The organism is Antrihabitans spumae (genome assembly GCF_043944905.1).
Lineage (GTDB): Bacteria > Actinomycetota > Actinomycetes > Mycobacteriales > Mycobacteriaceae > Antrihabitans > Antrihabitans spumae.
The window spans coordinates 62,980-86,347 of the sequence record NZ_JBIMSN010000002.1 but is presented as its reverse complement, the minus strand read 5'-3'; the positions used below and the strand labels follow the sequence as shown (position 1 = coordinate 86,347).

Sequence of the window (23,368 nt, the reverse complement as noted above, 5' to 3'; positions counted from 1 at the left end):
GTCGTGGAGGCGATCATGGCAGGGTAATGGCAGACTGGGGTACTGCCGTGGGTCAATCCGACCCGCGATACCGCATGCCTGCCGAACCGCTGAGGACTGACTGTCGCAATGGAAAATCTGCTCTTTCCGCTCCTGCTCGTTGCCCTGATCGTCCCGATGTACCTCGCGACGCGTCGGCAGAAGAAGGAGATGGCGAAGACAGCTGCAATGCAGTCCGAGCTCTCCGTCGGCGATCGCGTGCTGATGACCAGTGGCATCCAGGGCATCATCGTCGAGGTCGACGAGACATCGATCGACCTCGAGATCGCCGAAGATGTGATCACGACGTGGACGCGCTCCGCCGTGCGGGAAGTGCTGTCCGACGACGCATACGACGAGTCGGATGCGGTCGCCGAGGTCGAGACGGACGCCGAGGAAACCCCGGCGACGGACACGACCCCGCGCCTCAACAAGGACTGACGCTCGCAACGGCACGACCGCGTCGTGCCGCATCGTCGACAACCGCAGTTGTCCTTATAGCCGTCGGCCGGTAAAGGCCGCGTCGACCACGAGGTTGTTCGACAAGCCCAATCACTCGCTACCGAGGAGAAATACGAACCGTGGCACCCCAGGGATCGGTGCGTCCAGCGCGCTCGCTCATCGTTTTCGGCGTACTGATGGGCATCGTCTACGCGCTGGTGTTCTTCACCGGCGACAAGTCCCCGACCCCGAAGCTGGGGATCGACCTGCAGGGCGGCACGCGCGTCACGCTGACCGCACGAACGCCCGACGGCAGCGCACCGAGTCAAGATTCGCTCAAGCAGGCGCAGGCCATCATCGAGACCCGTGTCAACGGACTCGGCGTTTCGGGCTCCGAAGTGATCATCGACGGCGACAACCTCGTCATTACGGTGCCTGGTGACGACAGTTCGCAAGCCCGCACACTCGGTCAGACCGCACGCCTCTACATCCGGCCGGTGCTCGATCCGCCCGCCGCAGCGGCGCCACCCGCGGCCACACCTCCCGCACCAGCGGACTCCGCGCCGGTGCCTGCCACGCCACCGACCGAACAGCAGCCGCAGAGCCGTCCGTTCCCGGCGCAGGACCCGCCGACCGACGTACCGGCCCCGACAGACGGGTCCGAACCGACCTCAGCCCCCAGTGCACCGCCGACCACCGCGTCGAACGAGCCGCCACCGCTTTCCGGGCCCGACCAGGCCGCGAAGGAAATCACCGACGCCAAAAATGCGCGGCAGAGTCTCGATCCCGCAATTCAGGCAGCTGCCTTCGCCGCGCTGGACTGCAACGCCCCCGATCCGCTGCAAGGTAACGACGACCCAGCCCTGCCGCTGGTCACCTGTGGTGAGCAGGGCGAGAAGTTCCTGCTCGGACCGAGCATCATCGACGGCCAGGACATCGCGGACGCCTCCTCGTACTACGAGCAGCAGCAGGCCCGGAACGTCGTGAGCCTCGAATTCGATGCGGCAGGCAGCAAGACGTGGGCGAAGTTCACGTCGGAGAACCTGCAGAAGCGCGCAGCTTTCACGCTGGATTCCAAGGTCGTCAGCGCACCGGTCATCCAGGGTGCGACACCTGAGGGCAGCGCGACACAGATCACCGGCGACTTCACGCCGAGTGCCGCCAAAGAACTGGCGAACACGCTGAAGTACGGCTCGCTGCCGCTCTCGTTCTCGTCGTCGGAAGCGGAGACGGTGTCGGCGTCGCTCGGACTCTCGTCGTTGCGAGCCGGGTTGCTTGCCGGTGCGATCGGTCTCGCGGTCGTCCTGCTGTACTGCCTGTTCTACTACCGCATGCTCGGACTGCTCACAGCGTTGTCGCTGATCGCGTCCGGAATCATGGTCTTCGGCATCCTCGTGCTGCTCGGCCGCTACATGAACTTCACCCTCGACCTCTCCGGCATCGCCGGTTTGATCATCGGCATCGGCATGACCGCCGACTCCTTCGTCGTCTTCTTCGAACGAATAAAGGACGAGATCAGGGAGGGGAGAAGCTTCAGATCGGCGGTGCCACGTGGTTGGGAACGCGCCAAACGGACGATTCTGTCCGGCAACGCTGTCAGCTTCATCGCCTCTGCTGTGCTCTACGTACTTGCCGCCGGACAGGTCAAGGGCTTCGCCTTCACCCTCGGCCTGACAACGGTTCTCGACGTTGCCGTCGTGTTCCTCGTAACCTGGCCGCTCGTATATCTGGCGTCGCGCTCGACGTTCTGGTCGAAACCGCAGATCAACGGACTCGGTGCCGTTCAGCAGGTTGCCCGTGAGCGCAAGGCCGTCGCAGCCGGCGCCGCAGTGAAGGAGTTCTGAGATGAGCGAATCGACGATCACAGAACCCAAGACAACCGCGGCGCCGCACCACTCGTTCTTCTCGCGGCTCTACACCGGAACGGGTGCTTTCGAGGTAGTCGGAAGACGACGGATCTTCTACATCATCACGGCTGCAATCGTCTTGATCTCGTTGCTGGCCATCGTATTCCGCGGATTCACACTCGGCATCGACTTCGAGGGCGGTTCCAAGGTCCAGTTCCCGGCGGGCGATGGCATCAGCACCTCACAGGTCGAGGACGTGTACTCGACCGTCATCGGAAGCGATCCGGTGTCGGTCCAGACAGTCGGGTCGGGCAGCTCCGAAACCTTCCAGATCCGGTCGGAAGCGCTCGACCTCGACCAGGTGAACACACTGCAGAAAGCGTTGTTCGACGCGTTCCAGCCCCGAGACGGCAACGGCGTACCGAACATCAACGAGATCAGTACCTCCGATGTCAGTGAGACGTGGGGTGGCCAGATCACCCGCAAGGCTTTGATCGCGCTCGCTGTCTTCCTCGTGCTCGTCACCGCCTACATCGCGCTGCGTTACGAACGAGGCATGGCCGCAGCAGCATTGGCTGCGCTGTTCTTCGACATGGTCGTCACCGCCGGGTTCTATTCGCTCGTCGGATTCGAGGTGACACCCGCGACGGTGATCGGCCTGCTGACGATTCTCGGTTTCTCGCTCTACGACTCCGTGGTCGTGTTCGACAAGGTCGAAGAAAACACCCGAGGTGTGCTGCACCTGAACAAACGCACCTATGCCGAACAAGCCAACCTCGCGATCAACCAGACGTTGATGCGATCGATCAACACCACATTGATCGGTGTGCTGCCTGTCGTCGGATTGATGGTCATTGCGGTGTGGCTGCTCGGTGTCGGCACCCTCAAGGATCTAGCCTTGGTCCAACTCGTCGGCATGATCGTCGGCGCGTATTCGTCGATCTTCTTCGCGACGCCGTTGCTGGTGTCCATTAAGGAGCGCTGGGGACCTGTGGCCGCACACACCAAGAAGGTGCTCGCTCGTAGGGAAGCTGCCGTGAACGGCACTCCGAACGCTGCGACCGCAGGCACTTCCGTCGCAGGCTCCGGATCCACGGTGACGATCACGAAGGCGACCCCGTCCGCCTCCGGACCCACCGACCGGACGACGGCGCGGTCGCCGCGACCTGGTGCGAGACCAACGGGAAAGCGACACAAGAAGAGGCACTGACATGCGCCGCGCGTACGTGAGTCTGATCGCTGCCGGTGCCCTGGCCGCCGGCACGGTTACCGGTTGTTCGAGTGAAAGCCAAGTTCCGTCCATCGGGTACGCGGTCGACAGCGTGATCACCACCTACAACGGAAATACGGCCGAAGGTGCCTTCAGCGCTGCGGCACAAGCGTTTCCGCGGGTGCTGACGGGCTTCAGCTACACGGGTCCGCAGGGTGGGACGTTGATGGACACCGACTACGGCACGGCAAGCGTCGTACCCGGGGAAGCACTGACAATTCAGTACCGCCTCGATCCGGCGGGCGTGTACTCAGACGGCATACCCACCTCGTGCGAGGACATGGCACTGGCGTGGGCTGCGCGCAGCGGAAAGTTCACGCGCACCAACGACGACGGCGACCTGGTGCCGATGTTCGACGCGGCCTCGACCGCGGGCTACTCCGATATCGAACGTGTCGATTGCCAGCCAGGATCGAAAGACGCCAAGGTCGTCTTCCGGCCAGGCAGAGGGTTCGCGGAGTGGAAGTCGCTTTTCGGTGCAACGGAATTGCTGCCCGCGCACGTCGCGACACGGGTCGCGGGGGTCGCGAACATCGTCTCTGTGTTGCAGTCCGGTGACAACGACGCGCTCGGCAGGATCGCCGACTTCTGGAACAACGGCTGGAAGCTGACTCCGGGTCCACTCGATCTGTCGCTGCTACCGTCCTCGGGTCCGTATCGAGTCGAATCCTTCAGCGCGGAAGACGGTTTGGTGCTCGTGGCGAACGAACGCTGGTGGGGTAACGCGCCGGCGACGCCACGAATCGTGTTGTTCGGCAGGAACAACGACGTGAAGGCCAAGATCGAGGCCAACGCCGTCGAGGTTCTCGACATCGGCGCGAAGTCGGTCGGCGACCTCGACCTTTCAGGGTTCGATGCGTCCAACGAACCGTCCCGCAGTTCCGAACAGTTGATGCTCGCGACCTCGGGTGTATTCCAATCCGTCGATGCGCGTAGGGCATTCGCGCTGTGTGTGCCGCGGAAGAAACTCTTCGACGAACTCGGTCACCCCGACTACAACCGGACCCAGGGCCTCGGCTCGGGGGTGCTCAACTCGCGGACCGTGCAGTCCGACACTTTGATCTACGGACCCGTCGCCGCCGCAGAAGGCGGAAAGTACAGCAACGCAGACGTTCCCGGTTCGACCGCAGCGCTTGCCGCGGCCGGCGAGCAGAACCCAACTGTCCGAATCGGTTACACCGCACCCGACGAACGTCGAGCGCAAACGGTTCGGGTCATCACAGAGGCATGTAGGGACGCGGGCATCACGGTGCAGGACGTATCGTCGCCGCAGTTCACGCCGCTTGCACTGCGCGACGGTCAGGTCGATGCGTTGCTCGGCGGAACCGCCTCGGTCGAGGGGCCGGCGGGGTCGGGCGTCAACACCGATGCGTTGGTTTCGCTGCGTAGCGGTGCGGGAATCAACTATTCGAAGTTCGACAACCCGCGCTACAACGACCTCGTCGACCAACTGCTGACCAACGGCGCAGGCGACGTCCAGATGCGACTGTCCAGCGAGGCAGAAGCACTGCTGTGGAGTGAGATGCCGTCGATACCGCTGTTCGATTCGCCGCGGACGTTCGCCTTCGCAGAAGGTTTGGCGTCCGGCGTCGTCAATCCGACCAAAGCAGGCGCCGGCTGGAACATGGATCGCTGGGTCCTGAAGAAATGACCGAGAGCGCGGCGCAGGCGGTCGAGCGGCTCACGCGCTGGGCACCCGATTTTCCGGTGCCGGGCGTGCGGTTCGCCGACCTGACGCCGGTGTTCGCCGACGCTGCAGGATTCGATGCTCTAGTCCGTCCGCTTGCCGAACTCGCACCCGATGCAGATGTCGTCGCAGGCATCGACGCACGGGGCTTTCTCATCGGTGGAGCGGTCGCTGTCGCAAAACGCTGCGGCGTACTCGCCGTGCGGAAGAGCGGCAAACTTCCGCCGCCGGTCATCGCCAGGCAATATGCACTCGAGTACGGCACGGCGACGCTCGAAATTCCCGCCGACGGCGTCGATCTTCGCGGCCGCAAGGTATTGCTTCTCGACGACGTCCTCGCCACCGGCGGCACCCTCGTCGCAGCCGCGGAGTTGCTGACCGACGCGGGTGCCGAAGTAGTTGCCCTAGCCGTCGTGCTCGAACTCAACGCACTAGCGGGGCGCGAAAAGGTCGAACGCGAACTGCCATCGATGCCTCTGCGGTCTCTCGTCCAGATCTGAGGGACTAAAGTTGAACGAAGCGATGTTGTCGTCGCGCACCGGGGGTCGAACACTCTGCGGATGAGGAGGTGAGGCATGACTCAGCATCTCGATGGCGCAAGCGTGGACACCACTGAGGTGGACAACACTCATGTGGAACGCGCCGAGACCAAGGAGCCGAAGGAGTCGCCCGAGCCCGCGGCGGCCGAGGTTGCCACGCCTGCACCCGTTCCGACCTCGGCATCGAGACGCGTCCGTGCCCGGCTTGCGCGCCGCATCACGGCCCAACGCCATGCCGCTGTCAAACCGCAGCTCGAGCCCCTCGTCGCGGTCCATCGCGAGTTGTATCCGAAGGCCAACCTGGCGTTGCTGCAGCGCGCCTACGACGTCGCCGACGACAAGCACGCGAATCAGATGCGGAAGTCGGGCGACCCGTACATCACGCATCCTCTTGCGGTTGCCAGCATTCTTGCCGAACTCGGCATGGACACGATCACCCTCGTCGCCGCGTTGCTTCACGACACCGTCGAAGACACCGGTTACTCGCTGCAGCAGTTGACCGAGGATTTCGGCGACGAGGTCGCGCACCTTGTCGACGGCGTCACCAAACTCGACAAGGTCAACCTCGGGAACGCTGCCGAAGCGGAAACGATTCGCAAGATGATCATCGCGATGGCACGCGATCCGCGCGTTCTCGTCATCAAGGTTGCCGACCGGTTGCACAACATGCGGACCATGCGGTTCCTGCCTCCCGAGAAGCAGGCTCGCAAGGCGAAGGAAACGCTCGAAGTCATTGCGCCGCTCGCGCATAGGCTCGGTATGGCGACGGTCAAGTGGGAGCTGGAGGATCTGTCGTTCGCGATCCTGCATCCGAAGAAGTACGACGAGATCGTCCGTCTGGTCGCCGACCGTGCCCCATCGCGCGATACCTATCTGGCCAAGGTGCGGGCGGAAATCAATTCGACTCTCAACCAGTCGAGGATCAGCGCGGTCGTCGAGGGTCGCCCGAAGCACTACTGGTCGATCTATCAGAAGATGATCGTCAAGGGCCGCGACTTCGACGACATTCACGATCTGGTCGGTGTGCGGATCCTGTGCGACGAGATCCGTGACTGCTACGCCGCTGTCGGCGTCGTGCATTCGCTGTGGCAGCCGATGGCAGGCCGATTCAAGGACTACATCGCACAGCCGCGCTACGGGGTTTATCAGTCGCTGCACACCACCGTCGTCGGACCCGAAGGCAAGCCGCTCGAGGTCCAGATCCGAACGACGGACATGCACCGCACCGCCGAGTTCGGCATTGCCGCGCACTGGCGCTACAAGGAAACCAAAGGCAAGAACACCGGCGACAGCACCGAAGTCGACGACATGGCCTGGATGCGACAGTTGCTCGATTGGCAGCGGGAAGCAGCCGATCCGGGGGAGTTCCTCGAATCGCTGCGCTTCGATCTCGCGGTCAAAGAGATCTTCGTGTTCACCCCGAAGGGCGATGTGATCACGTTGCCTGCGGGGTCGACGCCGGTCGACTTCGCGTACGCGGTCCACACCGAGGTCGGGCACCGGTGTATCGGCGCACGGGTCAACGGTCGTCTGGTCGCGCTCGAACGGGAACTCGAAAACGGTGAGGTCGTCGAGGTGTTCACCTCGAAGGCCGCAACGGCCGGACCGAGCAGGGACTGGCAGCAGTTCGTCGTCTCACCGCGCGCCAAGGCGAAAATTCGGCAGTGGTTCGCGAAGGAACGTCGCGAAGAAGCACTCGAAGCGGGCAAGGAAGCCATCGGCAAGGAGGTCCGCAGAGTCGGACTTCCGTTGCAGCGCTTGATGAATGCCGAATCGATGTCCGCGATCGCGCACGAACTTCGATACATCGACGTCTCCGCGCTCTATACGGCGATCGGTGAGAAGAACGTCTCGGCTCAACACGTGGTGCAGCGACTCGTCGCGCAACTCGGTGGTGTAGGTGCGGTCGAGGAGGAGTTGGCCGAGCGGTCGACTCCGTCGAACGTTCCGGTTCGGCCGCGGACCTCCGGCGATGTCGGTGTGCTGATCCCCGGTGCGTCCGGAACGGTCGCGAAGCTCGCGAAGTGTTGCACGCCGGTGCCCGGCGACGAGATCCTCGGCTTCGTCACACGGGGCGGTGCGGTGAGTGTGCATCGCACCGACTGCACGAACGCCGGCTCGCTCAAAGAGCAAGAGGAACGCTTCATCGCCGTCGAATGGGCACCGTCGCCGTCATCGGTGTTCCTGGTCGCGATCCAGATCGAAGCACTCGATCGTCACCGCCTGCTGTCGGATGTCACCAAGGTTCTTGCCGACGAACGGGTCAACATCCTGTCGGCATCGGTGACAACCTCGGGGGACCGCGTCGCGATCAGCAAGTTCACCTTCGAGATGGGTGATCCGAAGCATCTGGGACATGTGCTCAACGTCGTACGCAATGTAGAAGGCGTGTACGACGTCTATCGGGTCACCTCAGCGCAGTAGGGCCCTTCGCGCCTCGTGAGTCCTTTCGGAGGTTCCAACCTCCGAAAGGACTCACGAGCCGCTTGCGGCCTCAGGCTGTTTGTGCGGCTGTGATCTCGACAGGCAGGGTCGGCTTGCCGTCGTCGGTGCCGCGCGCACTGGCCTCGACACCGGCTGCTGCGACCTTGTCGAGCGTCGCAAGCCCAGCTTCGTCGATCGTGCCGAAGATCGTGTAGGCGGGCGGCAACTGCGAGTCCGCGTAGACGAGGAAGAACTGGCTGCCGTTCGTGTTGGGTCCAGCATTGGCCATGGCGAGGGTTCCGCGCTTGTACAGAGTCGAGTCGCTGCTCAGCGCTGGATCGGTCGCCGGGTACTCGTCGGCGAAGCTGTAACCGGGTCCGCCTGCGCCGGTGCCGGACGGGTCACCGCATTGGAGCACCTTCAGTGAGTCGGCGGTGGTGAGCCGGTGGCACGACGTCGAATCGAAATACTGCTGGTCGACGAGGCTCACGAAGCTGTTGACCGTGCACGGTGCCTTGACCGGATCGAGGGTCAACCCGATGGGTCCCTGGCTCGTCGTGAGATTCACGAGTGTCGCAGCGCCGGCAGGCGGGACCTCGGAACCCGGGGCCTCGACAGGCTTCGACGCCGTCCGCGACGACGGGTACGCGCATTCGGTTGCACCCGGAGTTGTCGACTTGGTCGTTGTCGCCGAGGCAGACTCGCTCGGCGTTGCCTTGGCCGTCGATCGGACCGAAGAATCCTGGGCTGTTGCCGAACCGGAATCGTCGGAGCAGCCCACCGAGGCGAGCAGCAGTCCGATGCCGGCGGCGGCGAGGAGTGCGCGACGCATCAGTTGTCCATCCTTACCGACGTCAACTCGACGGGCTGCTTGGGCGTGCCGTCTTCGGGGTCGGGCGATCCTTCGGGTGCCGGCGGAGTGTTCGGCGGCGGTGCGACCCCGTTGGCGGCGATCTTGTCGAGGGTTTGCAGGCCGGTCTCGTCGACCGTTCCGAAGATCGTGTACGCGGCAGGCAGCTGCGAGTCGCCGAAGACGAGGAAGAACTGGCTCCCGTTGGTTCCGGGTCCGGCGTTGGCCATTGCGACGACGCCCCGCTTGTACAGGTCGCTCGGCTGCGTCGCGGTGGGATCGGGTCCGCCGGGCGGCGTCGGGTACTCGTCGGCGAAGGTGTATCCGGGTCCGCCTGCGCCCGTTGCCGACGGGTCGCCACACTGCAGCACCTTGAGGCTGGCGCCGTTCACGATTCGGTGGCAGGTCGTGTTGTCGTAGTAGCCCTGGCTCGCGAGGCTGTAGAAGTTGTTGACGGTGCACGGCGACTTGGAGTTGTCGAGCGTGAGACCGATATTGCCCTGGTTCGTCTCGATACTTGCGGTGATCGTGTCGTCGGTTGCCTCGACCCCGTCGGCCTTCGGCGGGTCGACCGGCTTGGCGGCGGGCTCGGGACTCGAAGGGTAGGCGCAGGCAGCGGCTGTATCGGTCGCGCTGTCGTCGCCCTTGGTTACGAAGTAGACCGCTGCGACACCGCCGGCCACGAGTACGACGGCAAGTACCGAACCCGCGATTGTGAGTAGCTGTCGCTTCCGCGCCCGTTGTGCGCGTCGCTCGAGCTGTCGCTCCAGTTTGCGCTTCGCCGCCTCACGTCGCTGTTCGTTTGTGGGCACTGCCGCGGTCCTCCTGGTCTTCGGGGTGTCTGCTTCGAATCGACCCTGATCATGCTGGCCGAGGTTAGAGTCTGCCATCCGTACCTGAGACGAGCCTGGCGGGTCGCTGCGCATACGCTGTAACGCGGGATCACGCTCGACCCCGATAACCACCTCTGCCCACCTCGAGGAGCTTCCCACCCGTGCTTGTCACTGGATTTCCGGCCGGAATGTTCCAGACGAACTGCTACGTGATCGCGCACGACAACGCAACCGAATGCGTTGTCGTCGATCCCGGACAGGACGCCGCCGAGCCTCTACGTCGATTCCTGGAGTCGTCGGCACTCACGCCGACCGCGGTGCTGTTGACGCACGGTCATCTCGACCACACGTGGAGTGCACAGGAAATCTGCGACGAGCACGACGTCGCGGCCTACATTCACGCAGCCGACCGGCACATGCTCGCCGATCCGACGGCAGGTGTCGGTCCGCAGATGGGGCAGTTCATCGCGGGCATGACGTTCGCAGAACCACGACTGGTCGAGGAGTTCGCAGACGGCGACGTGCTCGAGCTTGCGGGGATCTCCTTCAGGATCGACCACACCCCTGGCCATACGCAGGGATCGGTGGTTCTACGCAGTCGAATCGACAGCGACGCCGGCTCGGCCGACCTCGTCTTCACCGGCGATACCCTGTTCGCCGATTCGATCGGCAGAAGCGATCTGCCCGGTGGCGACGGTGAGCAGTTGCTGCGTTCGATCGCAGCCAAACTCCTTGTCCTCGACGACGCGACGACCGTACTGCCGGGACACGGCACGACCACAACCATCGGCCGGGAGCGCGCGGGCAACCCGTTTCTCGTTGGACTCGGTCGCGTAGCTGCGGAGCGATCATCGATGTCGCCTCAGATTCGGGAAGGTAGTCCATCGTGAGCAAGCCAAGTTCTTTTTCGGCGCCCAAGGGCGTGCCCGACTATGTGCCGCCCGCGTCCGCGGAGTTCGTCGCCGTACGCGACGGACTGACTGGCGCTGCGAGAATGGCCGGCTACAGCCACATCGAGCTACCGGTGTTCGAGGACACGGCACTGTTCGCCCGTGGCGTCGGAGAGTCGACCGATGTCGTGAGCAAGGAGATGTACACCTTCGCCGACCGCGGTGAGCGCAGCGTGACACTGCGACCCGAGGGCACGGCCGGTGTGATGCGGGCGGTCATCGAGCACGGCCTCGATCGGGGTGCGCTGCCGGTCAAGCTGAGTTATGCGGGACCGTTCTTCCGGTACGAGCGACCGCAGGCCGGGCGCTACCGGCAACTGCAGCAGGTCGGCGTCGAGGCGATCGGCGTCGACGATCCAGCACTCGACGCGGAGGTCATCGCTGTGGCCGACGCCGGCTTCCGCGGCCTCGGGCTAGACGGTTTCCGGCTGGAGATCACCTCGCTCGGTGACGATTCCTGCCGACCGCAGTACCGGGAACTGTTGCAGGAGTTCCTGTTCGGGCTCGACCTCGACGACGACACCCGCCGTCGTGCCGAGCTGAACCCACTGCGGGTGCTCGACGACAAGCGTCCTGAGGTCAAGGAGATGACCGCGGCCGCACCGCTGATGATCGATCACCTGTCCGATACGGCGAAGGCGCACTTCGACGAAGTGCTGCGTCACCTCGATGCGCTCGGGGTCCCGTACGTCGTCAACCCACGTATGGTCCGCGGTCTGGACTACTACACGAAGACGACGTTCGAGTTCGTGCACGACGGCCTCGGCGCACAATCTGGTATCGGCGGCGGCGGTCGTTACGACGGCCTGATGGCACAACTCGGCGGTCAGGAATTGTCCGGCATCGGGTTCGGGCTCGGTGTCGACCGCACGATTCTTGCGCTCGCCGCGGAAGGTAAGTCGGCAGGTGTGCCCGCTCGGTGCGACGTTTTCGGTGTCCCGCTCGGTGACGACGCGAAGGCGAAGCTCGTCGAGATCGCGGGACGGCTACGCGCCGAGGGCATTCGGACCGATCTCGCCTACGGCGGGCGCGGCGTGAAGGGTGCGATGAAGGCCGCGGACCGTTCGGGCGCGAAAATCGCGCTTGTCCTCGGCGAACGCGACCTTGCCGACGAGACGATCGGTGTCAAGAACCTCGGTACGGGGGAGCAGCAGCAGGTGCCGATCGACGACATCGTCGCAGTGACGGGAGCGATCCTTGCCGGATGAGCCTGTGTCCCTGGATCTCGTAGCGCGCGAACTGATTGCGCCACGACTGGTGAAGACCGCTCTCGTCTCGACCGCGGTCGGCGTGCTGCTTGCGGTGCTGCTGAGTTTCGTCGTATCGGCGACGGCAGCGATCATCACGGGCCTCATCGTCGGGGTACCGTTGGTACTCGTATCGATCGTGGGACTCCGGGTCCGGATCACATTGACGGACAACGTGATCCATGTGCGACGCGTGCTCGGATCTCGGCACGTCGACGCCTCCAAGGCAGTATCGGTCGAACTGCTCGTCCGGGTGTCGAGGGTCAACCGCGTGTTGCTTCGCATCAGCGACGAAAATTCCAGTGCCACCATCGGATTGGCGATGTACATCGACGATGCCGGACGCGAACTCAACGCCCGCGGCCAGCGTGGGCTTGCCGACGCCCTTGCTGCGGGCGATCTCGTGCCTGCTGCCGCGATGGCATCGGTTCTCGTGCAACAACTCCGGGCCGAGGCGCGCGACGCCGTGCTCGGTGAACGGCCGCTGTACCGAGCGATGCGCGTAGCCCTCGATGCAGGCAGGTCCGGCCAGACGACACTCACCGACGCCGAGGTGGCGAGCCTCGTCGACTAGCGAGGTCGCTCGTCCGAACGTCTCATCCACCCCCGAACGAGGAGAATTTGTGACAGTTCCAGTAACCGTGACCGTCACCGGTGCATCCGGCCAGATCGCCTACGGGCTGCTCTTCCGTATCGCAGGCGGAGCGATGCTCGGTGCTGATGCATCGATCAAACTGCGGCTGCTCGAGATTCCGGCAGCGGTCGGATCGCTCGAAGGCGTCGCTATGGAACTGGAAGACGGCGCCTATCCGCTGCTGTCCTCGATCGACATCACCGACGATCCGCGAGTTGCCTTCGAGGGCGCCAACATTGCCATGCTCGTCGGCGCGCGGCCCCGCACGAAGGGCATGGAACGATCCGACCTGCTCTCGGCGAACGGCGCGATCTTCACCGAACACGGGTCGGCGATCAACGCCGCGGCCGCCGACGATATCAAGGTGCTCGTCGTCGGAAACCCGGCGAACACCAACGCTCTGATCGCAATGCACAACGCTCCCGACGTCCCACGTACCCGATTCACGGCACTGACACGCCTCGACCACAATCGTGCGATCGCTCAACTCGCCAAGAAGACCGGTACGCCCGCGTCACACATTCATCGCGTCGGCATCTGGGGCAACCACTCGAACACCCAGTACCCGGACATCTTCCACGCACTCGTCGACGGAAAACCGGCCGTCGACGTCGTCGATGACGAGAACTGGCTCGTCGACGACTTCATACCCACTGTGCAAGAACGTGGTACAGCGATCATCAAGGCCCGAGGAGCGTCCTCGGCTGCGAGTGCCGCCAACGGCGCGATCAATCACATGCGTGACTGGGTTCGCGGCACCCGCACCGACGACTGGGTTTCCATGGCCGTGTGCTCGGACGGCTCGTACGGCGTGCAGGAAGGGCTCATCTCGTCCTTCCCCGTCACCTGCGCAGGCGGCGAGTACACGATCGTGCCCGACCTCGAGATCAACGACTTCTCACGCAGCCGTATCGACGCCTCGGTCGCAGAACTGGCGCACGAATACGAGTCGGTCCGCGAGCTGGGGTACGTCAGTGACTAACTGTCGTCGTCGGTGTCGGTGGCGCCGATAACCGGCGCCACAACCGTGCCGAGGTCGCCTACGACCTCGGTGCGGTTTCCCGCGGAGACCAGATACGACGACCGCGGCGCGTCGCTGTCGCCGACTGCACCGCGGTTGGCCATGGGCATCATCCCGGCTCCCGCGGGGCTGGTCGGTCCGTGAGTATTGCCGGGACCGCTCGGCCCACCCGTGCTCGACATGGTCGTTGCCGGAGGGATGTCGCCGGGTCCGCCGAGAGCTGCTGTCAGCGGGCGCGGTGCGCTGGCCGTCGGAGCACCTGTCAGCAAACCTGTTGTTGCAGTTGCGCTTTGCTGTCCGGGCGCGACACTGCTCGGGTTCGTACTCGGTGCCGGACCGGTCGAGTTCGGTGACACCGGATCGGTGGCCGTTGCCGCAGGGTCGGTCCGCAGAGCCTCCGTTCCGAGACCGACGATGTCGGTGACGACCTGAACTCCGGCTTTGCCAGTCTCGATCAGCGGTTTTCCGACGTTCTCCAACATTGCCGCCGCGAAGGCGAACTGAGACTTCCCCGAGGGTGTCGACGGTATGCCGGTATCGGGTCCGGCTGGGACGGGTACCGGATCGGTGAGCGTCGACATCTGGGCGGTGTGAGTCGTGAGTTCTGCCCGCGTACCGGTCACCACTTCGATCGCCATCGCCAGGTGCTCGGCTGCAGCCGTCATGAGCACGACCTGACCTGGCGGTGTGAAGGCAAGCGGCGCTGCAGCGATGGCAGTGGCCGCGAACGATTCCGCGACGGACATCAGGTTCATGTTCCCGCGTGCGACGGTGGCTGCGGCGTCCTGGGTCACCGACGATATCTGCGTACCGCGGTTGCTGACGCCGGTGCCCGCATCCTGTGCCTGCGTGCCGAGTCCCTGTGCGTTGGTGGAGGTTTGGCCACCCCAGAACTCGTCCATGACCTTCATTGCTGCAATGCCGGTTTCGAGTGCGGAGTTCAGCATCAGTACCGAGTCGTCGATGAGCTTGGTCGGATCGAGCGACCCCAGCTTTCCGGAACCGAAGCCGCTTGCCAGATCGGTGATCGGCTTCAGCATCTCGTCGACACCCGGCAGCGCGGGCAGCATCTGACCGCTGAGCAAGGCGTCCAGCGGGTTGGGCGGCAGCGGCGGTAGCGGTGGCAGCGCCGGAAGCTGTGGGAGCGGTGGCAGTTGAGGTAGCGGTAGGTGCAGGAACGGTCCGATCGGCGATTGCTCCAACGCGTCGAGCACGGTCACCGGAGGTGCCGCCGACGTTGGCTCACCCGTGCCAGCTGGTGTGACTACTGGTTGAGTTGCATTGGCGCTCATGCCGTTTCACCACCAGCGCGGCCGAGGTCGGCAACGATCGCATCGTCGATGCCCTCGTACTCGCCTGCGGTCTTGTGTGCGGCGACCGCCGTCGCACCGTAGTGCTCCGCTAGCTGCAGCACCGATTTCGCGTGATTGGCTTGCGCCACACCGAACATCGCAAGAAAGTCTGCGCCGATCGCACCGAAGACCGGTGTCAGTGCGGCAATGTTGGCGGCAAGATCGATCGCGCCTGCACCCGCAATACGACTCGACACCTCCGCCGCGCTGTTTCCATAGTTTCGAATCCCTGCCAATTCGGCATTTACCGCAGTCATACGACCCCCCGTTCGTGAATGATGATCGGCTGCGAACCCACTGCGACCCGCCCCGATGCGTGGCGGCTCGACCCCCTGTGCCTACCCCCTGTGCCACGCAGAGATGAATATAGCGGACCGGTCGGACAGGTGTCGGGAGAAACTCACAGGCCCCCAGCTTGACACTGAATAGAACGCATGTTCGACTTGGCCAATGCGATGGCAAGGCCAGACCTTGGATGCCGAGGACGGCGCGCTTCCTGGCCTCGAGCGCGCAGGCTTCGTTCGTAGCGTCCAGACACCCGAATTCGAAGGAATCACGTTTCACGAGGTCTTGTGCAAAAGCGCGCTCAACAAGGTGCCGGGGGAGTCGAAGTTACCTTTCGACTGGACAGTCAATCCAATGCGAGGGTGTTCCCATGCCTGCCGGTACTGCTTTGCGCGGTCGACGCACGAGTATCTGGACCTCGATGCCGGACGCGACTTCGACTCGCAGATTGTTGTCAAGACGAACGTTGCGGCGGTTCTTCGCAAGGAATTGGCGCGCCGGTCGTGGCGACGCGATCCTGTAGCGCTCGGCACGAACACCGACCCATATCAGCGGGCAGAAGGTCGATATCGGTTGATGCCAGGCATCATTCGAGCACTGACGGAGTCAGGAACTCCCTTCTCGATCCTGACCAAGGGGACGCTGCTGCGGCGTGATCTTCCGTTGCTCACGCTTGCGGCACAGGAGGTCGGGGTCCGCATCGGTGTCTCCCTTGCAATCGGTGATCCGGTGTTGCAGAAGGAGATCGAGCCAGGAACGCCGTCGCCGAAAGCCCGACTCGAGCTGATCCGGGCGATCGCCGACGCGGGATTCGGAGTGAATGTGATGGTTGCACCGGTCATTCCGTATCTGACCGATTCTGTTGCGCATCTCGACGGGCTGATCGGTGACATCGCGGCAGCCGGTGCGGTTGGCGTCACGGCGTTTCCGATGCACCTGCGCGGGAGTACCCGCGGGTGGTTTCTGTCGTGGCTCGCCACCGAGCATCCCGCGTTGGTCCGTCGGTACCGCCAGCTCTACGGCCACGGGGCGTACGTGACGCCGGAGTACAAGACTTGGCTGGCGGCCCGGATCGCTCCGCTTGTCGACAAACACGGTCTTGCCCGCGAGCGTGGCCAGAGTGTCGAGGGGCTCGCGACCGCGGTCGTCGACGGTGGAGGAGTTCGGGTGCCGGAGATGACACTGTTCTGATCGGTGAAACACGTTGCAGGACGGGGATCGGACTGCGAGGTCAGGCCCGGATGGCGAGGCCGATCGGCCTGACGTAGCGTGGGCTCGGATAGGTAGTTCGACCATGTTGGCCCCCGAAAGGTGGACGGTCGATGACCGTTGGCATCGAAGCCGAAAAGTTGGAACGGGTCGTAATCCGGTTTGCGGGCGACTCGGGTGATGGCATGCAGCTGACCGGTGACCGCTTCACCCACGAAGCCGCCGCATTCGGCAACGACCTCGCGACGCAGCCCAACTTTCCCGCCGAGATTCGCGCACCACAGGGCACCCTGCCGGGAGTGTCGTCGTTTCAGATCCAGATCGCGGACTACGACATCCTCACCGCCGGTGATCAGCCCGACGTACTCGTCGCGATGAACCCGGCCGCGCTCAAGGCGAACGTCGCGGATCTGCCGCGCCACGCGACGATCATCGTGAACACCGACGAGTTCACCAAACGGAATCTGTCGAAGGTCGGGTACACGATCAATCCGCTCGACGACGACTCGTTGACCGATTTCGTGGTCCACCAGGTTCCGATGACGACCCTGACCCTCGGCGCCGTCGAACCGGCCGGACTTGCCAAGAAAGACGGCCAGCGGGCGAAGAACATGTTCGCGCTCGGACTGCTTTCCTGGATGTATCACCGCCCGATCGGCGGGACCGAGCGATTTATGCGGGAGAAGTTCGCGACCAAGCCGGAGATCGGTGAAGGCAACATTCTCGCGTTCAAAGCGGGGTGGAACTACGGCGAAACGACGGAAAGCTTCGCGACCACCTACGAAATCGCACCAGCGACGTTGCCTGCGGGAACCTACCGCCAGATCACCGGCAACACCGCTCTCGCATACGGCGTGATCGCGGCGGGACAACTCGCCGGCCTGCCGATCTTCGTCGGCACGTACCCGATCACCCCGGCGTCGGACATCCTGCACGAGTTGAGCAAACACAAAAATTTCGGTGTCACGACGTTCCAGGCCGAAGACGAAATCGCGGGTATCGGTGCTGCGCTCGGCGCGTCGTTCGGCGGCGCGCTCGGTGTCACGAGCACGTCCGGTCCGGGGCTCGCGCTGAAGAGCGAAACGATCGGTCTCGCCGTGATGACCGAACTACCTCTGCTCGTCATCGACGTCCAACGCGGCGGACCCTCGACCGGACTTCCAACGAAAACCGAGCAGGCCGACCTGTTGCAGGCGATGTTCGGTCGCAACGGAGAATCGCCGGTCGCGGTACTCGCACCACGTTCACCTGCGGATTGTTTCGATACGGCCGTCGAAGCCGCACGAATCGCACTGACCTATCGGACGCCGGTGTTGTTGCTGTCCGACGGTGCGATCGCGAACGGTTCCGAACCCTGGTCGATCCCGTCGACCGCGGATCTGGTTCCTATCGACGCCGCCTTCGAACCCGCACCCGACGGGGCTCACCAGTTCGTGCCTTACAGCCGCGACCCCGAGACGCTTGCCCGTCCGTTGGCCGTGCCAGGTACCCCTGGACTCGAACACCGCATCGGCGGGCTGGAGAAAGCTGACGGCAGCGGCAACATCTCCTACGAACCCGCCAATCACGAACTGATGGTTCGGCTTCGGCAGGCCAAGATCGACGGTATCGCTGTGCCCGACCTGATCGTCGACGATCCGAGCGGTGCCGCCGAGCTGTTGATCGTCGGCTGGGGCAGTTCCTACGGTCCGATCGGCGAGGCCTGCCGTCGGGCGCGACGCAAAGGTATCGCTGTCGCACACGCGCACCTGCGTCATCTCGATCCGTTTCCAGCGAACTTGGAGTCGGTGCTGCGGCGGTACCCGAAAGTTGTTGCACCGGAAATGAATCTCGGCCAGCTCGCCATGCTGCTGCGGGCGCGCTACCTCGTCGACGTCCAGCCGTGGACCAAGGTCGCGGGACTCGCGTTCTCCGCACAGGAACTTGTCGGGGTGATCGACGCGGCGGTGGACGGTTCGCTCGGCGATCTCGAATCGGCGAAATCGAGAGCTGCGCGTGCCAGCGCCACCTATCACGACACCAGGGGGACTCAGGCGTGACCACGATCGAAAATCGGCTCGTCGGAACAGATCTGGGACTGACGTCCTACGCCGATGTCCCGACGACCGACACCCCGCAGAAGGCCAAGGACTTCACCTCGGATCAAGAGGTGCGGTGGTGTCCGGGCTGCGGCGACTACGTCATCCTCGCGACGGTTCGCAGCTTCCTGCCCGAACTCGGACTACGTCGCGAAAACCTCATGTTCGTGTCCGGCATCGGCTGTTCGAGCCGGTTTCCGTACTACCTGGATGCCTACGGCATTCACTCCATTCACGGTCGTGCGCCTGCGATCGCGACAGGACTCGCTGTCACTCGCCCCGACCTGTCGGTGTGGGTTGTGACCGGTGACGGTGACGCGCTTTCGATCGGTGGCAACCATTTGATCCACGCGCTGCGGCGCAACGTCAACCTGACGATCCTGCTGTTCAACAACCGGATCTACGGTCTGACGAAGGGGCAGTACTCGCCGACCTCGCAGGTCGGAATGGTGACGAAGTCGACGCCGATGGGGTCGATCGACCACCCGTTCAACACACTCTCGCTCGCACTGGGAGCCGAGGCCACCTTCGCTGCCCGCGCACTCGACTCCGATCGCAAGGGCCTCACCGAAGTGCTGCGCGCGGCCGCCGCGCATCGTGGAACGTCGTTCGTCGAAATCCTGCAGGATTGCCCGATCTTCAACGACGGCTCGTTCGACGTCCTGCGCAAGGAAGATGCGGAACAACGGCTGATCCGGTTGGTACACGGCGCACCGATTCGCTTCGGTGCCGACGGCGAATTCTGCGTCGTGCGAAAAGGATTCGGACTCGACATTGCCGCGACCACCGAGGTTGCGGAGTCCGACATCGTGGTCCACGACGCCTACACCGACGACCCCGACTATGCGCATGCGCTATCGCGGCTTTCCGATCAGGACCTGCGACACGTCCTGACCGGAATCTTCCGCAGTGTCCAACGAACAACCTACGACGACGCCGCCCGCGCGCAACTACAGCAGGCAAGTGCGCAGCGACCAGTGGGTCCAGATGCATTACAGGCGTCACAGGCGTTGCAGGCGTTGCTGAACGGCCGCGAGACCTGGACTGTCGGCTAGGCGGCGCCGGTCAATTCGGTACGAAACCGGTTGCGAGCAACGTGTTGAGCGCTTCGAACCTGTCTCGAGCTGCACGTTGTTCGGCCGTGATGTATTCGTCGAAACCGGGTGCGTAGATATAGAGCTTGATGGGGTCACCGGTCTGCGGTGTGTAGTCGACGGTCTGTCCGCCCTGATCGGTGATGCCGGGCTCGCCGAAGTCGGTGGTCCGTAGCGCTTCGGTGTCGGCGATTGCCTGTTCGACTGTGCAACTCGGTAGATACCCGTCGAACCTTTCCGGCGGTGTCGGCGGTACGCCACCCGACCCGACGGCACCCGGCGTCGAGACTGCTTGGAGATCGGCGTAGACGACGAGCGTCGGACCGAGATCGATACGGGTTTCCCAGCCGTTCGGCGTCGTGGTCAACGTGAACAGCGGGGGAGTGTCGCCCGGGGAAGTGCTGTTCGGCCGGGGCTCGTCGACGCAGGGTGCCGTCGCGGCGCCGGTCGTTGTGGTCGTGCAGGACACCAACGACAACACGACAACGCCAGCACCTGCAAGCCGGAGCGCCCGAACCATGGAGTGGCTAACGCTGCCCGGGCGGGTTGTCGAGGTCGCGCGCGGAGTACGTGTCGCACGCCTTGACCTGGCCGGTGTTGTAGCCGGCAAGGAACCACTTCTGCCGTTGCACAGACGAACCGTGAGTCCAAGATTCGGGATTCACGCGGCCGCTGGTCGACTGCTGGATGCGATCGTCACCGACAGACTGGGCGGCACTGAGCGCGTCGGAGATGTCTCTGTCCGTCAACGGAGCCAGCAGCGGCTGACCACCGCCGGGCGCGGGCTGCTTGTCGGCGAAGTGTGCCCAGATTCCTGCGTAGCAATCGGCTTGCAACTCGGTGCGGACGGCACCGGACTCTTCGCCCCTCGGGTCCTGCTGGGCGCGGCCGATGTCGCCGAGTTGGTTCTGGATGTGGTGGCCGACCTCGTGTGCGACGACGTACTCCTGCGCGAGTGGCCCGCCGCTGGATCCGAAGCGGTCGACGAGCAGCTGGAAGAAGCTGGTGTCGAAGTAGCCGGTGGAATCGGCGGGGCAGTAGAACGGCCCGACCTCGCTGGACGCTGCGCCGCAACCTGTGCGTACCGAGCCGGAGAACAGGGTGATGCCGGGCGGTATGTACTGAACTCCGGTTTGAATCTCCAACTGTGCGTTCCACACGTCGTCGAGGCTTGCGGCTGTGAACGCGACGCGGCAGTTGACGTCCCGGTTCGCGTCGGCGCCCGTTTCACACCCCTGCAGGGTCGCGGCACCGCCACCGGACTGACCGCTGTTCTGCGCACCGGTGAGATCGCCGAGCACCGAGCCCGCGTCGCCGCCGAAGAGCAGCGTGAGGACGAGCAAGATCAGACCGCCTGCACCGCCGCCGATCGCGAGTTTGCCGCCGGTGCCCGGCCCGCCCCCACCGCCGACGGATACGCGACCGGAGTCGATCTGGGCGCCTTCGTTGAAGGTCATCGTCGTCACTCTTTCTGCAGAGGAGGCCGTAGCGATTGCCGCTGTCGCGCTACACCTTTCCATGTGTGAGCGACTGTGGCCCGCGGTCGGCAAATTTGGCACCGGCAGGTCGTAACGACGGGCGAGCAGCACGCTGGCAAACCAGCACTACAGGGCTGAAAACGGGTGTCGAGCGGGCAACCGACTGCGGTAGCCTCGACCTGCTCTGGCATCATGAACGATCGCGGCGCTGCGAGGATTTGCTGCCGACATCCGCCGTTCGTGCGGTTGTGTCGAGGGAGCTGATTCTTCCGACCACCGCCCTCGAGTCCGAGAAAGGGAACATCGTGCTGCGTACCCACCTGGCCGGCTCGCTTCGTAGCGAGCACGCCGGTCACACCGTCACTCTCACCGGCTGGGTGGCGAGGCGGCGCGACCACGGTGGCGTTATCTTCATCGACCTCCGCGACGCGTCCGGTGTGGCGCAGGCGGTCTTCCGCGAAGGTGCACCCGCCGAGCAGGCCCACCGCCTCCGCGCCGAGTATTGCGTGCGCATCACCGGCACCGTCGAGCTGCGGCCGCAAGGCAACGAAAACCACGAGATCCAGACCGGCGCGATCGAGGTCGACGTCAAAGAGCTCGTAGTCCTCAACGAGAGCGCGCCTCTGCCGTTCCAACTCGACGAGACACCAGGCGAAGAAGCGCGGCTGAAGTACCGCTACCTCGACCTGCGACGCGAAGGTCCTGCACACACGATTCGCTTGCGGTCCAAGGTCAATGCGGCTGCGCGCGCCGTCCTCGCGCACCACGAATTCGTCGAGGTCGAGACCCCGACACTGACACGGTCGACGCCGGAAGGTGCCCGCGACTTCCTGGTGCCCGCTCGGCTGCAGCCCGGCAGTTTCTACGCACTGCCGCAGAGCCCACAGCTGTTCAAGCAGCTGCTGATGGTCGGCGGTATCGAGCGGTACTACCAAATCGCTCGTTGCTATCGCGACGAAGATTTCCGCGCGGACCGCCAACCGGAGTTCACTCAGCTCGACATCGAAATGAGCTTCGTTTCTCAGGACGACGTGATCCTGCTCGCCGAGGAACTGCTCCGGGCGCTGTGGAAACTGGTCGGTCACAAGATCGAGAAGTCGATCCAGCGGATGACCTATGCCGAAGCGATGCGACGGTTCGGTTCCGACAAGCCCGACCTGCGATTCGGCGTCGAGATCGTCGAATGCACCGACTATTTCGCGCAGACGCCGTTCCGCGTGTTTCAGGCGCCCTACGTCGGCGCCGTGGTCATGCCTGGCGGCGCCGACCAACCCCGCCGCGAGCTGGATCGGTGGCAGGACTGGGCAAAGCAACGCGGTGCGAAGGGGCTTGCCTACGTCCTCGTCGCCGAAGACGGCACCCTCGGTGGACCCGTTGCAAAGAATCTGTCCGAGTCCGAGCGTGACGGTCTTGCCGCGCACGTCGGTGCGAAGCCTGGCGACTGTGTGTTCTTCGCGGCCGGACCGACGAAGGCACAGCGCGCGCTCCTCGGCGCCGCACGTGGTGAGATCGCTCGCAAGCAAGGTCTGATCGACGAGAAGGCGTGGTCGTTCGTCTGGATCGTCGATGCGCCGATGTTCGAGCCGACGTCCGAAGCGGTCGCAGGTGGTGACGTCGCGCTCGGCCACAGTGCCTGGACCGCGGTGCACCACGCATTCACCTCGCCGAAGCCCGACTCCCTCGAGACCTTCGACACCGATCCGGGTTCGGCTCTCGCCTACGCCTACGACATCGTCTGCAACGGCAACGAAATCGGTGGCGGCAGCATCCGTATCCACCGCAAGGACATCCAGGAGCGGGTGTTCGCGGTGATGGGCATCTCGCACGAGGAAGCCCAGGAGAAGTTCGGCTTCCTGCTGGACGCTTTCGCCTACGGTGCACCGCCGCACGGCGGCATCGCGTTCGGCTGGGATCGCATCACGGCTCTCCTTGCGGGCGTTGATTCGATCCGCGAAGTGATCGCATTCCCGAAGTCCGGCGGCGGGGTCGACCCACTGACGGATGCGCCTGCGCCGATCACAGCGCAGCAGCGCAAGGAATCGGGTATCGACGCGAAGCTCGAGCCGAAAGCGAAAGTCGAGCCCGACGCGACACCGGAAACCAAAGCCTGA

At 64.2% G+C, this 23,368-nt stretch carries 20 protein-coding genes; 14 read left to right on the top strand and 6 right to left on the bottom strand.

Annotation, left to right across the window (positions count from 1 at the left end; genetic code table 11):
• Positions 1 to 108: 108 nt before the first annotated feature.
• The 6 genes from yajC to ACHIRB_RS00440 all read left to right on the top strand — a co-directional run bounded on the left by yajC (position 109) and on the right by ACHIRB_RS00440 (position 8,226).
• Positions 109 to 459, top strand: a complete 351-nt coding sequence (gene yajC, locus ACHIRB_RS00465) for a preprotein translocase subunit YajC (RefSeq protein WP_395124476.1) — start codon at positions 109 to 111, stop codon at positions 457 to 459.
• A gap of 140 nt (positions 460 to 599) precedes the next feature.
• Entirely contained in the window at positions 600 to 2,303 is a 1,704-nt protein-coding gene (gene secD / locus ACHIRB_RS00460) for a protein translocase subunit SecD (RefSeq protein ID WP_395124475.1), read from the top strand.
• Between the two features lies 1 nt (position 2,304).
• Positions 2,305 to 3,516 (top strand): protein translocase subunit SecF, encoded by a 1,212-nt coding sequence (secF, locus tag ACHIRB_RS00455; RefSeq protein WP_395124474.1) that lies wholly within the window; start codon positions 2,305 to 2,307, stop codon positions 3,514 to 3,516.
• 1 nt (position 3,517) lies between these two features.
• Entirely contained in the window at positions 3,518 to 5,227 is a 1,710-nt protein-coding gene (locus tag ACHIRB_RS00450) for an ABC transporter substrate-binding protein (RefSeq protein ID WP_395124473.1), read from the top strand.
• Entirely contained in the window at positions 5,224 to 5,763 is a 540-nt protein-coding gene (locus ACHIRB_RS00445; protein WP_395115692.1) for an adenine phosphoribosyltransferase, read from the top strand. The genes ACHIRB_RS00450 and ACHIRB_RS00445 overlap by 4 nt, the downstream gene beginning before the upstream one ends.
• Positions 5,764 to 5,838: 75 nt before the next feature.
• The gene (locus ACHIRB_RS00440; protein WP_395124472.1) at positions 5,839 to 8,226 is read left to right on the top strand and encodes a RelA/SpoT family protein; all 2,388 of its coding nucleotides are present in this window, start codon (positions 5,839 to 5,841) and stop codon (positions 8,224 to 8,226) included.
• Between the two features lie 70 nt (positions 8,227 to 8,296).
• Here the strand turns inward: ACHIRB_RS00440 and ACHIRB_RS00435 are convergent, their stop codons facing one another.
• Both ACHIRB_RS00435 and ACHIRB_RS00430 read right to left on the bottom strand, forming a co-directional pair.
• Entirely contained in the window at positions 8,297 to 9,058 is a 762-nt protein-coding gene (locus ACHIRB_RS00435) for a peptidylprolyl isomerase (RefSeq protein ID WP_395115690.1), read from the bottom strand.
• Positions 9,058 to 9,888 (bottom strand): peptidylprolyl isomerase, encoded by an 831-nt coding sequence (locus tag ACHIRB_RS00430; protein ID WP_395115689.1) that lies wholly within the window; start codon positions 9,886 to 9,888, stop codon positions 9,058 to 9,060. Before ACHIRB_RS00430 ends, ACHIRB_RS00435 begins: the two co-directional genes overlap by 1 nt.
• A 182-nt stretch (positions 9,889 to 10,070) precedes the next feature.
• On the opposite strand from ACHIRB_RS00430, the gene ACHIRB_RS00425 reads away from it, so the two are divergent.
• Genes ACHIRB_RS00425 through ACHIRB_RS00410 form a run of 4 tightly spaced genes read left to right on the top strand, consistent with a single transcriptional unit; the run spans position 10,071 to position 13,722 of the window.
• On the top strand, positions 10,071 to 10,799 hold the full coding sequence (locus ACHIRB_RS00425; protein WP_395115688.1) for an MBL fold metallo-hydrolase: 729 nt from the start codon (positions 10,071 to 10,073) through the stop codon (positions 10,797 to 10,799).
• The gene (gene hisS, locus ACHIRB_RS00420) at positions 10,796 to 12,067 is read left to right on the top strand and encodes a histidine--tRNA ligase (RefSeq protein WP_395115687.1); all 1,272 of its coding nucleotides are present in this window, start codon (positions 10,796 to 10,798) and stop codon (positions 12,065 to 12,067) included. The genes ACHIRB_RS00425 and hisS overlap by 4 nt, the downstream gene beginning before the upstream one ends.
• A 4-nt stretch (positions 12,068 to 12,071) precedes the next feature.
• Complete coding sequence (locus ACHIRB_RS00415; protein WP_395115686.1) at positions 12,072 to 12,680, top strand: hypothetical protein; 609 nt, start codon at positions 12,072 to 12,074, stop codon at positions 12,678 to 12,680.
• Positions 12,681 to 12,729: 49 nt separating this feature from the next.
• Positions 12,730 to 13,722 (top strand): malate dehydrogenase, encoded by a 993-nt coding sequence (locus tag ACHIRB_RS00410; protein ID WP_199701009.1) that lies wholly within the window; start codon positions 12,730 to 12,732, stop codon positions 13,720 to 13,722.
• Here the strand turns inward: ACHIRB_RS00410 and ACHIRB_RS00405 are convergent.
• Together ACHIRB_RS00405 and ACHIRB_RS00400 are read right to left on the bottom strand one after the other, a co-directional pair.
• Positions 13,719 to 15,053 carry a RodZ family helix-turn-helix domain-containing protein gene (locus tag ACHIRB_RS00405; protein WP_395124471.1) on the bottom strand — a complete coding sequence of 445 codons (1,335 nt, stop codon included), beginning with the start codon at positions 15,051 to 15,053 and terminating at the stop codon, positions 13,719 to 13,721. The genes ACHIRB_RS00410 and ACHIRB_RS00405 overlap by 4 nt on opposite strands.
• Entirely contained in the window at positions 15,050 to 15,370 is a 321-nt protein-coding gene (locus tag ACHIRB_RS00400) for a type VII secretion target (RefSeq protein WP_199701011.1), read from the bottom strand. The genes ACHIRB_RS00405 and ACHIRB_RS00400 overlap by 4 nt, the downstream gene beginning before the upstream one ends.
• A 193-nt stretch (positions 15,371 to 15,563) precedes the next feature.
• On the opposite strand from ACHIRB_RS00400, the gene ACHIRB_RS00395 reads away from it, so the two are divergent.
• From ACHIRB_RS00395 to ACHIRB_RS00385, 3 genes are all read left to right on the top strand, one after another.
• Positions 15,564 to 16,589 carry an Rv2578c family radical SAM protein gene (locus ACHIRB_RS00395; RefSeq protein ID WP_395124470.1) on the top strand — a complete coding sequence of 342 codons (1,026 nt, stop codon included), beginning with the start codon at positions 15,564 to 15,566 and terminating at the stop codon, positions 16,587 to 16,589.
• Between the two features lie 131 nt (positions 16,590 to 16,720).
• The gene (locus ACHIRB_RS00390) at positions 16,721 to 18,646 is read left to right on the top strand and encodes a 2-oxoacid:acceptor oxidoreductase subunit alpha (protein WP_395124469.1); all 1,926 of its coding nucleotides are present in this window, start codon (positions 16,721 to 16,723) and stop codon (positions 18,644 to 18,646) included.
• The gene (locus ACHIRB_RS00385) at positions 18,643 to 19,740 is read left to right on the top strand and encodes a 2-oxoacid:ferredoxin oxidoreductase subunit beta (RefSeq protein WP_395115681.1); all 1,098 of its coding nucleotides are present in this window, start codon (positions 18,643 to 18,645) and stop codon (positions 19,738 to 19,740) included. The genes ACHIRB_RS00390 and ACHIRB_RS00385 overlap by 4 nt, the downstream gene beginning before the upstream one ends.
• Before the next feature lie 10 nt (positions 19,741 to 19,750).
• Here the strand turns inward: ACHIRB_RS00385 and ACHIRB_RS00380 are convergent, their stop codons facing one another.
• Entirely contained in the window at positions 19,751 to 20,299 is a 549-nt protein-coding gene (locus tag ACHIRB_RS00380; RefSeq protein ID WP_395115680.1) for a hypothetical protein, read from the bottom strand.
• A gap of 7 nt (positions 20,300 to 20,306) precedes the next feature.
• Positions 20,307 to 21,236: a KPN_02809 family neutral zinc metallopeptidase gene (gene ypfJ / locus ACHIRB_RS00375; RefSeq protein ID WP_395115679.1), complete on the bottom strand. Its 930-nt coding sequence runs from the start codon at positions 21,234 to 21,236 to the stop codon at positions 20,307 to 20,309.
• Positions 21,237 to 21,562: 326 nt separating this feature from the next.
• Here ypfJ and aspS point away from each other — a divergent pair, with 326 nt between their 5' ends.
• Positions 21,563 to 23,368 (top strand): aspartate--tRNA ligase, encoded by a 1,806-nt coding sequence (gene aspS, locus ACHIRB_RS00370; RefSeq protein WP_395124468.1) that lies wholly within the window; start codon positions 21,563 to 21,565, stop codon positions 23,366 to 23,368.